9 protein-coding genes and 16 tRNA genes are annotated in these 14,128 nt (G+C 41.2%); 19 read left to right on the forward strand and 6 right to left on the reverse strand.

The window, feature by feature from the left end; translation table 11 throughout:
* The first annotated feature begins 2 nt into the window (after positions 1-2).
* The 18 genes from B6N13_RS12305 to B6N13_RS12390 all read left to right on the forward strand — a co-directional run bounded on the left by B6N13_RS12305 (position 3) and on the right by B6N13_RS12390 (position 4,246).
* Positions 3-299, forward strand: a complete 297-nt coding sequence (locus B6N13_RS12305) for an integration host factor subunit alpha (RefSeq protein ID WP_012070280.1) — start codon at positions 3-5, stop codon at positions 297-299.
* 288 nt (positions 300-587) lie between these two features.
* A tRNA-Pro gene (locus B6N13_RS12310) sits at positions 588-664 on the forward strand.
* A gap of 13 nt (positions 665-677) precedes the next feature.
* Positions 678-753, forward strand: a tRNA-Thr gene (locus tag B6N13_RS12315).
* Positions 754-822: 69 nt separating this feature from the next.
* Positions 823-898: transfer RNA gene (locus tag B6N13_RS12320), tRNA-Thr, on the forward strand.
* A gap of 40 nt (positions 899-938) precedes the next feature.
* Positions 939-1,014, forward strand: a tRNA-Thr gene (locus B6N13_RS12325).
* 45 nt (positions 1,015-1,059) lie between these two features.
* Positions 1,060-1,135, forward strand: a tRNA-Thr gene (locus B6N13_RS12330).
* 45 nt (positions 1,136-1,180) lie between these two features.
* Positions 1,181-1,256: transfer RNA gene (locus B6N13_RS12335), tRNA-Val, on the forward strand.
* 51 nt (positions 1,257-1,307) lie between these two features.
* Positions 1,308-1,384 (forward strand) — tRNA-Asp (locus B6N13_RS12340).
* Positions 1,385-1,449: 65 nt separating this feature from the next.
* Positions 1,450-1,525 (forward strand) — tRNA-Val (locus B6N13_RS12345).
* A 51-nt stretch (positions 1,526-1,576) separates the two neighbouring features.
* A tRNA-Asp gene (locus B6N13_RS12350) sits at positions 1,577-1,653 on the forward strand.
* A gap of 65 nt (positions 1,654-1,718) precedes the next feature.
* A tRNA-Val gene (locus B6N13_RS12355) sits at positions 1,719-1,794 on the forward strand.
* 51 nt (positions 1,795-1,845) lie between these two features.
* A tRNA-Asp gene (locus B6N13_RS12360) sits at positions 1,846-1,922 on the forward strand.
* A gap of 42 nt (positions 1,923-1,964) precedes the next feature.
* Positions 1,965-2,040: transfer RNA gene (locus tag B6N13_RS12365), tRNA-Val, on the forward strand.
* 50 nt (positions 2,041-2,090) lie between these two features.
* Positions 2,091-2,167: transfer RNA gene (locus tag B6N13_RS12370), tRNA-Asp, on the forward strand.
* Positions 2,168-2,209: 42 nt separating this feature from the next.
* A tRNA-Val gene (locus B6N13_RS12375) sits at positions 2,210-2,285 on the forward strand.
* Positions 2,286-2,336: 51 nt separating this feature from the next.
* Positions 2,337-2,413, forward strand: a tRNA-Asp gene (locus tag B6N13_RS12380).
* Positions 2,414-2,568: 155 nt separating this feature from the next.
* Positions 2,569-2,644 (forward strand) — tRNA-Val (locus tag B6N13_RS12385).
* A 294-nt stretch (positions 2,645-2,938) separates the two neighbouring features.
* Positions 2,939-4,246, forward strand: coding sequence for an outer membrane protein transport protein (locus B6N13_RS12390; protein ID WP_169459495.1), 1,308 nt, complete (start codon positions 2,939-2,941; stop codon positions 4,244-4,246).
* 126 nt (positions 4,247-4,372) lie between these two features.
* Here the strand turns inward: B6N13_RS12390 and B6N13_RS12395 are convergent, their stop codons facing one another.
* The 6 genes from B6N13_RS12395 to B6N13_RS12420 form a co-directional block, all read right to left on the reverse strand.
* A complete protein-coding gene (locus tag B6N13_RS12395) occupies positions 4,373-6,430 on the reverse strand; it encodes a GGDEF domain-containing phosphodiesterase (protein WP_348981544.1) in 2,058 nt (685 codons plus the stop codon).
* Between the two features lie 297 nt (positions 6,431-6,727).
* Positions 6,728-7,834, reverse strand: coding sequence for a DUF1513 domain-containing protein (locus tag B6N13_RS12400; protein ID WP_169459497.1), 1,107 nt, complete (start codon positions 7,832-7,834; stop codon positions 6,728-6,730).
* A gap of 6 nt (positions 7,835-7,840) precedes the next feature.
* Complete coding sequence (locus B6N13_RS12405) at positions 7,841-8,899, reverse strand: imelysin family protein (RefSeq protein WP_169459498.1); 1,059 nt, start codon at positions 8,897-8,899, stop codon at positions 7,841-7,843.
* Complete coding sequence (locus tag B6N13_RS12410) at positions 8,899-10,278, reverse strand: di-heme oxidoredictase family protein (protein WP_169459499.1); 1,380 nt, start codon at positions 10,276-10,278, stop codon at positions 8,899-8,901. Before B6N13_RS12410 ends, B6N13_RS12405 begins: the two co-directional genes overlap by 1 nt.
* 91 nt (positions 10,279-10,369) lie before the next feature.
* Positions 10,370-11,665 (reverse strand): imelysin family protein, encoded by a 1,296-nt coding sequence (locus tag B6N13_RS12415; protein ID WP_169459500.1) that lies wholly within the window; start codon positions 11,663-11,665, stop codon positions 10,370-10,372.
* A gap of 102 nt (positions 11,666-11,767) precedes the next feature.
* Positions 11,768-12,352, reverse strand: a complete 585-nt coding sequence (locus tag B6N13_RS12420) for a hypothetical protein (protein WP_169459501.1) — start codon at positions 12,350-12,352, stop codon at positions 11,768-11,770.
* A gap of 322 nt (positions 12,353-12,674) precedes the next feature.
* On the opposite strand from B6N13_RS12420, the gene B6N13_RS12425 reads away from it, so the two are divergent.
* Entirely contained in the window at positions 12,675-13,865 is a 1,191-nt protein-coding gene (locus tag B6N13_RS12425) for an NAD(P)/FAD-dependent oxidoreductase (RefSeq protein ID WP_169459629.1), read from the forward strand.
* Positions 13,866-14,128: the final 263 nt, after the last annotated feature.

The following is a 14,128-nucleotide window of genomic DNA, read 5'->3' on the forward strand; positions in this document are numbered from 1 at the left end:
TTATGGGATCGTTGACAAAAGCGGACCTTGCTGAAAATTTAGTGGATTCAATTGGTCTAAGTAAAAAAGACGCCAAAGATCTTGTAGAAGGTTTTTTTGACGTAGTGCGTAGTTCACTAATAGAAAGACAGCAAGTTAAGTTGTCGGGCTTTGGTAATTTTGAAGTGCGCGAAAAGAGTCAGCGCCCTGGTCGAAATCCTAAGACGGGAGAGGAGATTCCAATTACTGCGCGTACCGTTGTTACTTTTCGACCTGGGCAGAAGCTTAAGTCAAAAGTAGAAGACTATATGCAAGAGTAGTTCGAAATGTTTCTAAAAAAGCCATCCACTGGGATGGCTTTTTTGTATCTAGCTGTTCAATGCGCCTATTTATCTAGTGTTGAGCCCTATAGTGTGTATCTGTGGTTAATAAGGCTAGTATGAAAAGTAGAATCATATTTAGATCAATGTTTAAGCGATAAACTCCTAAATTTCTAGCGTCATGATTAAATTGAAAAAAAGTTTATAAAAGTCTTCCCTTTTCAATTCGTTATAGTAATATACGCACCCGCTGACAGGGACAGAGTTTAACTCTTTAGCTGTTGGTTTCGGGGCGTAGCGCAGCCTGGTAGCGCACTAGCATGGGGTGCTAGTGGTCGCAGGTTCAAATCCTGCCGTCCCGACCAAAATTTGAGAAATGCCGCTATAGCTCAGTTGGTAGAGCATCTGACTTGTAATCAGAGGGTCCCGAGTTCGACTCTTGGTGGCGGCACCATAATTTGGTCGAAGTTTCTTTCTTTAGAAATGAAGAGTAGGAATAAAAAAAGATTTTGCTTTTATTAAAGCCGCTATAGCTCAGTTGGTAGAGCATCTGACTTGTAATCAGAGGGTCCCGAGTTCGACTCTTGGTGGCGGCACCACTTCTTAGGAAGTTTATAAAAGTGAACTGCGTCATGTAATGCCGCTATAGCTCAGTTGGTAGAGCATCTGACTTGTAATCAGAGGGTCCCGAGTTCGACTCTTGGTGGCGGCACCATTTACTTACTTTATGTTAGTAAATTAAAATTTGTTTTAGCGTTAAGCCGCTATAGCTCAGTTGGTAGAGCATCTGACTTGTAATCAGAGGGTCCCGAGTTCGACTCTTGGTGGCGGCACCACTTACTTAGTAAAGTAAGCTGGAATAAAAACGTTAAACAATGATTGGGTGTGTAGCTCAGTTGGGAGAGCGTCGCCCTTACAAGGCGAATGTCGGGAGTTCGAACCTCTCCACACCCACCACTTACTAAGCAGTGGTACTTATGAATAATAAGTAAAGAGCTAGATTGCGTTGGAGTGGTAGTTCAGTTGGTTAGAATACCTGCCTGTCACGCAGGGGGTCGCGGGTTCGAGTCCCGTCCATTCCGCCATTACTTACAAGTTAAGTTTGGCAAAGAGTTAGAGTTGTTGATAGCTTAAATAGTTATCTCAGAATGGGTGTGTAGCTCAGTTGGGAGAGCGTCGCCCTTACAAGGCGAATGTCGGGAGTTCGAACCTCTCCACACCCACCATCTTGCCGATGTAAAAGGTACGTCTGATGAGACGGTAAAAACAATTGTGTTGGAGTGGTAGTTCAGTTGGTTAGAATACCTGCCTGTCACGCAGGGGGTCGCGGGTTCGAGTCCCGTCCATTCCGCCATTACTTACAAGTTAAGTTTGGCAAAGAGTTAGAGTTGTTGATAGCTTAAATAGTTATCTCAGTATGGGTGTGTAGCTCAGTTGGGAGAGCGTCGCCCTTACAAGGCGAATGTCGGGAGTTCGAACCTCTCCACACCCACCACTTACTAAGCAGTGGTACTTATGAGTAATAAGTAAAGAGCTAGATTATGTTGGAGTGGTAGTTCAGTTGGTTAGAATACCTGCCTGTCACGCAGGGGGTCGCGGGTTCGAGTCCCGTCCATTCCGCCATTACTTACGAGTTAAGTTTGGTAAAGAGTTAAATTTACGAGCGGGTGTGTAGCTCAGTTGGGAGAGCGTCGCCCTTACAAGGCGAATGTCGGGAGTTCGAACCTCTCCACACCCACCAATTACCTATGTAAAAGGTACGTCTGATGAGACGTTAAAAGCAATTGTGTTGGAGTGGTAGTTCAGTTGGTTAGAATACCTGCCTGTCACGCAGGGGGTCGCGGGTTCGAGTCCCGTCCATTCCGCCATTACTTACAAGTTAAGTTTGGCAAAGAGTTAAATTTACGAGCGGGTGTGTAGCTCAGTTGGGAGAGCGTCGCCCTTACAAGGCGAATGTCGGGAGTTCGAACCTCTCCACACCCACCACTTACTAAGCAGTGGTACTTATGAGTAATAAGTAAAGAGCTAGATTGTGTTGGAGTGGTAGTTCAGTTGGTTAGAATACCTGCCTGTCACGCAGGGGGTCGCGGGTTCGAGTCCCGTCCATTCCGCCATTTTCCTCAGTTCTAATATTTAGTTATATTAACTCAGGAAAAGGTAATCACCTCACATTGTGAGGCTGTAGTGTATATTATTAGTCTTTATGCTAATAAAGCTCTTATACCTCGAAGTTGAACAACTTCCACATTATATTGATAAAATCATGATTGGGTGTGTAGCTCAGTTGGGAGAGCGTCGCCCTTACAAGGCGAATGTCGGGAGTTCGAACCTCTCCACACCCACCATATCGTTAATTATTCCCTATTTATTTTCCTACCTAATCAAAAATCTTATTCAGCTCAAAAATTTACCTTCCTTCGTATTTTTTATGGTAAATCCCTCAAAATTATTTTTTATATTGTAAGTTTATCTATTACTTATCATTATTTTTCCTTTTTAGCCTAATATTGTGTAAATATTGTATTGCGTAAGAAATACTTGCTGGTAATATCAGGCTATGTGCTTCTATACTTGAAGCGTATAAGTGACACAATGATAAAAAATAAAATTTCCAATAAAAATAACAATGGAGCTTATTTATGACTACTTCCTCAAAATTCATGTTTAGAGCAAGTCTTGTTGCGGTCTCTGTGGCAGCAGCGTCATCAGCTTATTCTGCAGGTTTTGCTTTAAATGATCACAGTGCTACAGCTTCAGGTAAGGCCTTAGGTGGTGTAGCGGCTTCTAATGAAGATATTTCTGCCAGCTTCTGGAACCCTGCGCTCTTTGTAAATGCTAAAGAGACAACAGTTTATGCATCGGGTGCTTATGTCATGCCAAGTATGGATGTGACGGATATTACAGCTAATAACGCTACTGTTGCCGGTGGGGGCGCTATAGCTGGCTCTTCAACAAACAGCGATTCTGTTAATAATACATTAGTACCTTCTTTCTATTTTGCTAAACCTTTGTCAGATAAAACTGTGGCAGGTATTTCATTAAATGTTCCGTTTGGCCTATCGGGCGATTATGGGAAAGACTGGGCCGGACGCTTTCATGCAACTGAAACGGCTGTACAGGATATTGCTTTGAGTTTTGCTCTAGCTCATCGTATGAATGATTGGATATCAGTTGGCGCAAGCGTTCAGGTCCACAGGGCAGATATTGTTTTAGAGTCTGGGGTTGGAACTACGGTCGCAGTTGCTGGTGGAGAAGGGATTGGCCGAATTGAAGCGGATGATACCAGTTATGGCTATAGTTTGGGTGTGGCATTAGAGCCGAGAAAAGGTACTCGACTTGGTTTAGGTTACCGTAGCGAAATCGATTTTGATTTTAAAGGCGATGTTAAATATACGGGAGTCTCTTCCGGTTTATCAGGTGCTAAAGGTTTAGTCGATGCAGGTGTAAGTGACTCCATTACTTTTCCCTCAGTACTGACATTGAGTGTTGAGCAAGATTTGTCACCAAAATTAGTATTAGGCCTTACTGCTATTAGAACGGGTTGGGGTTCAATGGATGGCATTAATATTGACTTCGATAGTACACAAGACAACTCGGTTCTTACTTTCGGTTTTGAAGATCAATGGATGTATTCTGCAGGTTTGACCTATGCCTATTCTGATAAGTTGACTTTACGGACTGGTGTAGCCATGGATTATACACCCGTAACCGATAAATATCGTTCCGCTCGTACGCCGGATGGTGATCGTAAATGGATCTCTGTTGGGGCTACTTATGACTTCAATGATATGACATCAGCTACCTTTGCCTTTACTCATGTAATGATTGAGGATGTGACAGTCAACCGTGATGGATCACAAAGTGAAGATGATGGTCGTGGCAAATTAAATGCCGATTATGAATCTTCTGCTAATGTTATCTCTTTAGCGATGAACATGGCGTTCTAAGTCATCCCTTCATAGTTATTGCACTTTTAAAAAGCCAGAATTCAATTTGAACTCTGGTTTTTTTGTGTCTGGCATTTGATGATATTTTGAGGAGGGCGTTGTTTTTATTACTTTTGATAAAGTGTCTTAATACACCATGCGCAGTTCTTTTGCTTTGGCGTTATCTCTTTCTGTCCAGTCTGACATAGGGGAAGGTTTGGCAAAGTAATAGCCTTGTAGTGTCTGGCAGCCTAGTGCAGCCAGTAGATTAGATTGTTCTTTGGTCTCGATACCTTCTGCAATCACTTTCATGCCAAGTGATTCTGCTAGTTGTATGGTGGATTTCACTATATCAACATGACGTTGATCGCCAGGCAAGGGAGAAACAAAACGACGGTCTATTTTGAGAATGTTAGCGGGAATGTCTACAAGCTGTCCCAGTGACGCCTGACCTGTGCCAAAGTCATCAATGGCAATTGAGTAGCCATATTGAGATAAGCTTCTTAAACGCTTGTGTATAAGCGGGTGAGTCATTACTGGGCTGGTTTCTGTAATCTCAAGTTCTAACATATCACTCAACCATGGGTTATCAGCAATCAATGCCATCAACAGAGCAAAAAATGAATCATTCATAAGTTCTTGCCCAGCCAGATTAAAGGCTATTGGAGTATGAATATGCTCTTTATGCCATTCTGTGAGAGTGCTTACGAGTTCGCGTACTAGGTTTTCGGCAAGTAGCGGAAGTAAGCCTAATTTTTCTGCGATTTTAATGAAAGTGGTAGGTGGAACAAATTGTCCATCACATTGCCATCTAGCGAGAGCCTCAAAGGAGCGGATTTGTCCATTTGGCGATACTTGTGGTTGTAGCCATAATACTATTTTTTTATTTTTAATGGCTGTACTCAACTTTAGGCCAAGCTTGTGTTCTTCAATGAGTTTTTGTTCGAGGCTGTGGTTGTAGTATGAGAATCTATCTGTACTTGTCGAATACTCTAATGCCATTTCACAGTGTTCTAATAGTTCTTCTGCCGTTTTACCGTCGGTATGGTAATAGGCTATACCAACTTGATAGTCCATATTTAATCTATTGCCATCAACTGTTATCTGGCTAGGTAGTACAGAATGTATGAGGGCAGATAGGTTTTTTTGAATTAAATAAGCTTGTCCTAATGGTACAAAACAGGAAAATTTTACGCCTCGTAAGCGACCAATAATGGCTTGTTCGGATAGCTTTTTTTGCAGTGTTTTTGAGAAATTGAGAATAACTTTGTTGGCGTTATCTTTACCGTATTGTTTATTTAGTAATTTAAACTGGCTGATACGGATAATGAACATAGCACCAGTTAAGTGATTGTCTTGCTCATCAATGCGTTGATTTACTTGTCTACAGAAGTGTCTATGGTTAGGTAAAAGTGTGAGTAAATCAAAGTGTGCTAAACGACTGTTAGTTTGTTGTGTGTTTTCAAGTTCTTGCTGTATTGCTTTTAATTGAGTCGTGTTTTGCAAATGAAGAACATAATAACCATGTTGGGTTAACGATGCTCTACGTATCTCAATGTGTATGTTTGTTTTTTGCTTTAGTGTGCATTCCGCTATGTTTGATTGCCAAAAAAAACGACCAGTTTCGCCAAGAGGAGATAGCCAATCAGTAATGGTTGAATCTGATATGTTTTTTTGTGGGGAATCTGTAAGTAACTCACGAACTAATTGATTGGCTTTGAGGATTTTGCCTCGTTGATCGCAAAGTAAAGTAGGCGTCCCTGTGTTCTCAAAAAATTCCTCATACATGGCGTAATTATCATTAAGTTTTTGATAAAGCAATCGCATGTGAGAGGTGTTGTTTTCGAGTGTTTGAATAATTCTTGAGACTGCGAAAGGTAAGCCAATGTTCAGTGTAACAAACGTGAGTAACTGAAAATAGAAAGAAGATGCGATGTCTATTTGGGCGTTATCACTAGTCACCAAGTAAAAAGGATAGATATTAATAATCATCGCTACTAAGGAGGCTTTAAAGCTGAAAAGCAAGCGAGTAATGAGTGGCAAAGAATATAGAGATACTAAAGCGTATTTTTCAGCATGAAATTCATCGCTGAACGCCAGTAGCAGAAAGCTTGTTGTGATTAGAGTGATAAGAAATAAAACTGCTGTAATCTTTGTGTGTTTTTTACTGAAGTAAAGTAGCCCTCCGAGAAGGCATAAATACACGCTATTGATTCCTAAAAAGGAGAGGTCTCTTGGGATAAATAACGAATGTATTTCTGACACTATAAAGATGCAGGTCGTCAGCGCGAGTAAAATTCGTAAAGCGTTTTGCTGGAGTGCTTTTTCATCGCCTCCTGCAGATTGCGCTGAATCAACCAAAAAATAATTTTTAAGAAAATTGATAAACATTAATAAACTTCATAATGCGAAAAAATAAGCCGCAGTTATTTGCGGCTTTCAATAGACAGTACCTAAAAATCAAGAATTTGACTATGCCAGTTTATAATTTAAATTAAAAAATCATGTGTTTATTTGTCGTAAATGATTGTCCCAATGTAAGGTTGTGTGTTTTTTGAGCTCTTTGCTGACGTTTTGTACAGGATTGCTTTTTAGTTGAGAGCCAATACCGCTTGTTAGTAAAAATTCATGGGCGTTGTCTGTAGCAACCAGACCGCAAACATCTCGGCAGTTTTCCACTCCTAAGAAGGTTTTTGAGCTCACATGCCAGTAGGCAACTAATCCACCTCTAGGTGTACTTATAGCAAGTATTTCACCTGAGCTATCGAAGCAAACGCTGCCACAGTACTGTTTAAATCGAACTCTCACTTCTTCTGGAATAGGCAGATATTCTAGTTCTAACTGATCAAGACGAGATAGGGCAACTAATGGTACTTGGTCCCACATTTCGCCTTGATATTGAAAACCTAATGCAACGATTCCTTGTTGGTTTACATCAAGGTGTCGGATGCTCAATTGGTGTAAATCATCGCTATTGGCAGACTGATTTAAAATGCTACCATCTTTTAGATTTAGATAAGTAACGTTTGGCTTCATGGTATCCAGATTTAAGATTTTTCGGTCTTCGTCTGGATGAGTCATCAATCCACCATTGGCAATCACTAATACTTGGTCATTTAAAAGAACGGACTCATGAGGGCCAATACCATTACTGTTAAAAGATTGAATCACCTGGCCACTTGGCCAATCGCGCACAAATATTTTACCTTGTCCGGATGGGTAGTGGTTTTCTTGAGTGATTAGGTGTTTGCCATCAGTGGTAAAAAGAGCGTGACCATAAAAATGATGTTCTTTAATAGGCTCGATTCTCGTTATTCTTTGATGAGTCGATACATTAAAGAAATCTATAAAAAAACCAGGCCTTCGGGCAACAATACCAACAATGCTTTGGCTAGGGTGGACAACCGGAGCGTGTGCTCTATCTAAAAGTTGAACATTCCATGCTATGTCGCCTTTTTCATCGAATAGACCAAAAAAATGTTCTTGTTTATTCAAAGAATATGCGGAGGCGTAAAGTTTCTTACCTGCATCCTGTTGGGTTAATGTTGCCCATGATGGTGCAGTAATGACTGCGCCACTCATCGCAAGGAAAGACCGTCTTGAAAGCATCTATGGTTAGTCTCCGTCTCTGCTATTAAAGCCTATCTGGAAGCCTAGTTGAGTAACCATACTGGCGAGATAAGACTGGCTATTAGATATCGATTTCACTAAAGGTTTCGCTAGAGCAATACGTTCTTCTTGTGTATGGTTTGCATGGAAAAAATCACTCGGTAATTGAAGTGCTAATTTAATATTCTGCGTTAGTTGTACTTCAAACTGTTCAGCTAGCTCAGGATTTTTCTGTTTGGCGATTTCATACAAAGACGGTGAGCCTGCATGATAAATCTCACGATATGACTGCAAATTCTTTTGGATGGCTCTTAAGGAAAGATCGCTTCGGTAAAATTCGGCAAGTTTTAGGTTTTCACGGCTGTTATAGCCTATCGGGGTTTCAAGCTTGGCGTCTTTAACCGCCGACATATGCTCGATCCATTGCTGTAAAAACAATTCTAGTGCGACTTTTTCTGGATCAAAGCCAGTGCCTTCTTCGTCAAATACCCAATCTTGCGCTGTTCCATTTTGCCATTGCTTTGCGACAGCGTCAGCACTTTCTAAGTGATGAGCTGTGACTTTTTCAAGCAAACGACAATGCTCGGCGGATTGTATTGGCTCGAAATCAGGGTGGTAAAGCAAACTTTCGATTGCCGTTAAGCCGCGTACCGCAATACTCGCTGATGTCCAGAATTTTGGTGCATCCATAACGGCAGGATCGCCTTGTGCTAGAGCTCTTAGTTGACGTTGAGTTACGCCTTTTTTGTCGGGCCAATACTCAAAAGCGTAGTAACGCATAAAGTAAGTGACGGGGCCAAAGTTTAGCCACTGAACCTGCTGCCAATCCAACGCATTGGTCTGAAAAGCGTCTTGCGCGTCATGAAGTGTTTCTTTAGAAGGAGAGGCGCAGAGCGCTTTTGTGTTCTGTTGTAATGTTTTTGATGATTTGGAATAGGATTCATAGCCTTGCTTGACCACGTTGGTAACAATGCCATTTAGTGGACCTTCCCATTGACCAGCAAACGTGAGCATGGGGGCGGAAGCGCTAATGGCTAGGGCGATTAGCTTAGGAAAATGTTTCATTAAAGCGACTCCAAAAAGTAAATGAGTTTTTTGCGTTGTTCTTTGTTTAGATTCTTATAAAATTCTTGGCTACGTTTAGCTTCTCCGCCATGCCAAAGAATGGCTTCTTCAATTGTTCGAGCACGACCATCATGTAAGAAGCCAACACGGCCTGAGATTTTTTCAGATAATCCAATGCCCCATAATGGCGCTGTTCGCCATTCGCTCGGGGATGCTGAAAAACTTGGAAATCCACTAGCGAGTTCTGGTCCCATATCGTGTAGCAGCATGTCTGTAAAGGGGTAAAAAGTGCGGTTATTTAATACTGCAAACTTTGAATTGTTGCCTGTCATCATTTTAGGAGTGTGGCAGCTGGCGCAGCTCCCATCTTCAAATAAACCTTTACCTTCCAAAAAAATGTTACTGGTTAGGTTACGCATTGCTGGAGGTGAAGACAATGATACAAAAAGATCGACCAATCTAGCTTGCTGTTTATCAACTTCTAAATTATCTAAATGTGGGCTGTTACCATTTGGGCTTTCCATGCAATCGCGTTGAAAAGCAGTGCAGTCACCTGACGGTGACGGATTAAGTGGCGTCGATAGTCCTAAATCGGTATTAAATGCAGACTGATTTTGCGCGCTAACACTTGCCACAGAGGCTTTATAGCCAAAACGACCAATGACCTTTTTTTCACCATTGAATATCCAGTTGACACGTCCACTAATGCCATCGTTATTTGTATCGTCAGGATCGGCGCCAGATATAATTATTTCGTCAGGAATGTTATCTAATAATCCCATTCCAACCAATGCTGGTGATACCAGCATGGTAAAGCCAGTGGTGTCTTCGAAGTTGCCATAATTAAGCTTGCTCCAATGAAGTTTGGGTTTTCTTAGTTGGACTTCTGTACCATCGTTTAGTGTTTCAGTGCGTGTACTGTAGGTGAGGTAATAATTGCCTTCAGGCGAAATACCTGGAGAACTTTGGCCTTGGAACTGATGCCCGTAGTGTTTGTCACCGATGAGAGGATAGATTTTATTGGTTTTGTTGTCGTAGGTGGGATAAGACCTTCCAAGTTTAATCAAAAAAGAAGGTACGGATGCGCCGTTGATGTTTGCTTCTGGAGCATGGCCGCGACCACCATTCAAATGGCAGTTGTTACATGAGCGAGTGTTGAATAGTGGGCCTAAGCCATCGCTAGCGGTAGTCGAAGAGGGGGCAGGCACCCATAATTTTTGAAAAACATTTTCGCCAATATGGAAGTCTAGTTTGTCTTCAACCTTAATGCCTTCAAGAGGTGTTGAATAATCACTGGCTACAGCTGTGTTCTGAAAACAAAAAAAGCTGGCGTAAACGCCAGCTACTAGAAAAATACCATTTCTTAAATTTGCTGTCATAAATAGACAAATACCATTAACTGACTAAATGACACATCTTCCTTGGTATCCCATTCATTAATTTTATAGGGTGACGGGATTGTTATGATCTCTATTGAAATACCGCACTTGGATTGTCTAAGCTGTCTGAACCTTCAAGTGCAATACCTTCAAGGTTTAGCTCATGAATGACTTCTTCAGTAGTACGAGTTTCATTAACTAATGAATCAACAAAGTTTTGTACTAGTTGATTGCCTTTAGTGTTATTCATGGCAATTAGAACGTCAAAGGTCTGGCCTTTTTTAGCGGCATCTACCATTGCCTGCGCAGCCGCTTCTGTTTCGTTTAGCTTCTGCTTCATTTCGATGTCTAACTGAGGGTTTTGTTTAGCGACAAGATCAGATAGCGATGCACCTTTAACCCAGCTGCCATCTACACGTTTATACTCACCTAGATAAGCATTTTTGATGCCTTTAGCATCGTAGTAATGTGACCAATGAGTATTGTCAGAGAAGCAGTCATGTTCTTCTTCTGGGTCGTGCAACATTAAGCCAAGTTTAGTTCTTTCACCACCTAATTCGCCGTATGCCAAACTTCCCATACCGGTAAGAATAGTAGAAAGGCCTTGTTCTGCTGATTGTTCTAATAATGCAACACGTGCAGCGCCACCTTGTTTCCAATTATTCGCCATTTCTTCTAAATCAGAAATAAGCAAATCAGTAGCCGCTACTAAATAGTCACGGCGACGATCGCAGTTACCATTTGTACAGTTATTTAAATCAAAATCTGTGGCAGGACGTTCGCCCGCACCTGGGTTTGTACCGTTTAGATCTTGACCCCATAGTAAAAACTCAATGGCGTGATAACCACTAGCGACATTTGCTTCTACGCCATCAGCTTCTTGAAGGCTGTCAGTAATAAGTTCTGGAGTAATATTGGTTGTATCTATTTTCACGCCGCCAATCATCAAACTTGTAGAAGCGATAACATTTGCAGCATAAAGAGGATTTAAATCGGATTCTGTGCCGTAGCTGTCTGCTGCAACGTAATCGATCAGGCCTTCGTCTAATGGCCAAGCGTTAACTTTACCTTCCCATTCATCCACAATTGGATTGCCAAAGCGATAGACTTCGCTTTGTTGATAAGGAACACGGGCTGCAATCCATGCAGCACGAGCGGCTTTCAAGTTTACTTCTGTAGGATTAGCTAAGAATGTCTCAATAGAGGAACGAAGTGTTTTTGCAGTTGTTAAAGAGTCACCATAAACAGCTTCGGCTATATCAGCATAATGAACGACAACTGAATCTGCTGTGATAGCGCTAGATTCTTTTTTTACGGTAGCTGGACCGCAGGCTGTAAGCATCGCACCTGTAACACAAATTGCGATGGGGGTTAACAATCGTTTCATGTCTGAAGCTCCAATATTATTTTGTTAAAGCATAATATTAGAAATGAAAACGATTATCAATGACTGTCTTTGCACATTTTTTACAGTAACTGCACGGAAGGTTTAATTTCCGCACTGATATTGAAAGGTATTACCTGCCGTTTTATGAAGATCATATTCGCAAGCTTTTTCTCTTAAAAGGCTTTGGCTCTCCCAAGAAACACTCATACTGATAGGTGATTTGTTCTTATAGCTAGGAATGAATCGATATGCTGCAACTACATCAATACTGCTATTAGCCCCTAACTGAATTGACTGCCCAATAAGTCGCTGACGAGTTTCAGTGTTGTATAAGGTGTAATCCGTAGTGTATTCCTGATCACCGTTAGCGTGAGAGAAATTTAACCAAATCTTGCGGTAGGTTTGTGGTTCAGAAGTTGGATTAGTAAAGCGTAATTTTGTATAGATAATTTGAGAACTAGATAGGCTCGTTTGTGCATTTTGGCTGACTTTAAGGTAAGAGGAGCTTGCTTCCTGCCAAGGCATATTAGTACCAAATGATGCATCAACAATCTGAATGCTTTCTTTTGCAAAATGTGTTTTTGCAAATTGAACTAGATCCTTTGCTGGCGCATACAGAGCTAAGGTGATGATGCCCAAAAGTGCAACTTTATGAATAGTATGAGTAGGGCTTAATAGCTTGATCATATCCACATCCTTAAAACATCTTTACTGTTTATTTATACAGTACTGTATATCCAGACAGTTATTTTGTACATAGTCTTTTTTAAAAATAGTTTGCATTTCTCAAAAAAATTCTTGGTTTTGATCTGTTTCATGTTTTTAAAAAATTTAATAAATAATGTTTGATTTTATTTAGTGCATTGAATTTTAAGGAAAAATTAATGATTCCCACAGCCTTCTTAACGGTTTCTGTGGACAAGATTTTTTTGCTTTTATTTGGCGAAAAACACACTCGATTCGATGGTAATAAATGACCCAGACACTATAATGCAGCCACAAATAAGTGATGAGGTTGGTTGTGGATAAGGTTGATGTGATCGTAATTGGTGCCGGAGCGTCTGGTTTAATGTGTGCGGCAACAGCAGGCTATCGAGGTAAAAAAGTGGTGGTGTTGGATCACGCGAATAAAGCTGGCAAAAAGATTCTTATGTCTGGTGGAGGTCGTTGCAACTTTACTAACATGGATGCTGCTCCTAAGCATTTTTTATCTGACAACCCGCACTTCTGTATTTCTGCGTTACGTCGTTTTTCGTCGCAAGACTTTGTTGATCTAGTAGATCGTCATGGTTTGGATTATGTAGAGAAAACCCCAGGGCAATTATTTTGTGAGCATTCCGCAAAAGACCTGCTAGATATATTGCTGACAGAGCTTGAATGGTCTGGGGCTGAGTTAAAGTTAAATACAAAAATTCATAATATTGATTTTCAACACGAACGGACCGTTGTTAAAACTAATCAAGGGGACTTTACTTGCGAATCCCTCGTGGTTGCTACTGGTGGTTTGTCGATTCCAACTATGGGTGCAACAGGCTTTGGTTACGACATCGCTAAACAGGTCGGACACAATATTCTACCAACTCGTGCTAGCTTAGTGCCTATTACGGTACAACCAGATCGTAAAGCACAGCTAGCTGAATTGTCAGGTATTGCGTGCGAGATCTCAGCAACAGCAAGTGGTGTGACTTTCCAAGAGCCAATGTTGTTTACCCATCGTGGCGTCAGTGGCCCATCTATTTTGCAAATAACCAATTTTTGGCAACCGGGCGAAGCACTTAATATTAATATCGCACCGACCTTATCGTTAGACGATTTACTTGATGTGCGCCAAAGCAGTCCGAAAAAAAGTTATGAAGGCTTTTTATCAAATTTATTACCAAAGCGATTAGTAGAGCTGGTCAAAATAGAATTCCCTTGGTTAACCGAGCGAAGTGCACAAACGTCTAACGAACAGATCGACAATCTGTTTCATTATCTTGCCAACTTTGACATCGCACCAAATGGAACCGAAGGCTATCGCACCGCAGAGGTAACCTTAGGCGGGGTAAATACCAACGAAGTCTCCTCGAAAACCTTCGAATCACAAAAGCAAAAAGGGCTTTATTTTATTGGTGAAGTGCTCGACGTAACAGGTTGGCTTGGTGGTTATAACTTCCAGTGGGCATGGGCGAGTGGTTACTGCGCTGGCCAATATGTTTGATTGGATCGTTGGAATTAAACCGTTAACTTTTCAGCCCGAATTTCCCTTTAATCGCCTCAATGCTTGATGCACTGAGGCTTTCAGTGTTGTCTTCGCAAAATCTCGTTAAAAATGGAATTGGAGAGTTAATTTTCCTCTGTGTACTTTTGTTGTGTGATTTGTGATGACAAAAGGTTTGATGATTTGCTCCATTCAGTGACGTTCACGCTGATCTGTCAGATAGTTTCAAGCTAGATCTTGAATTCGATCATTCCATCACAACC

The organism is Marinomonas sp. UCMA 3892 (genome assembly GCF_012726345.1).
In the GTDB taxonomy this organism is placed as follows: Bacteria; Pseudomonadota; Gammaproteobacteria; order Pseudomonadales; family Marinomonadaceae; genus Marinomonas.

What these genes read in the sequence shown, in the direction of transcription:
- B6N13_RS12305 (WP_012070280.1), top strand. Translation starts at nt 3, where the DNA reads ATGGGATCGTTGACAAAAGCGGACCTTGCTGAAAATTTAGTGGATTCA.
- B6N13_RS12405 (WP_169459498.1), bottom strand. Translation starts at nt 8,899, where the DNA reads ATGAAACATTTTCCTAAGCTAATCGCCCTAGCCATTAGCGCTTCCGCC.
- B6N13_RS12420 (WP_169459501.1), bottom strand. Translation starts at nt 12,352, where the DNA reads ATGATCAAGCTATTAAGCCCTACTCATACTATTCATAAAGTTGCACTT.
- B6N13_RS12390 (WP_169459495.1), top strand. Translation starts at nt 2,939, where the DNA reads ATGACTACTTCCTCAAAATTCATGTTTAGAGCAAGTCTTGTTGCGGTC.
- B6N13_RS12410 (WP_169459499.1), bottom strand. Translation starts at nt 10,278, where the DNA reads ATGACAGCAAATTTAAGAAATGGTATTTTTCTAGTAGCTGGCGTTTAC.
- B6N13_RS12415 (WP_169459500.1), bottom strand. Translation starts at nt 11,665, where the DNA reads ATGAAACGATTGTTAACCCCCATCGCAATTTGTGTTACAGGTGCGATG.
- B6N13_RS12400 (WP_169459497.1), bottom strand. Translation starts at nt 7,834, where the DNA reads ATGCTTTCAAGACGGTCTTTCCTTGCGATGAGTGGCGCAGTCATTACT.
- B6N13_RS12425 (WP_169459629.1), top strand. Translation starts at nt 12,675, where the DNA reads ATGAGGTTGGTTGTGGATAAGGTTGATGTGATCGTAATTGGTGCCGGA.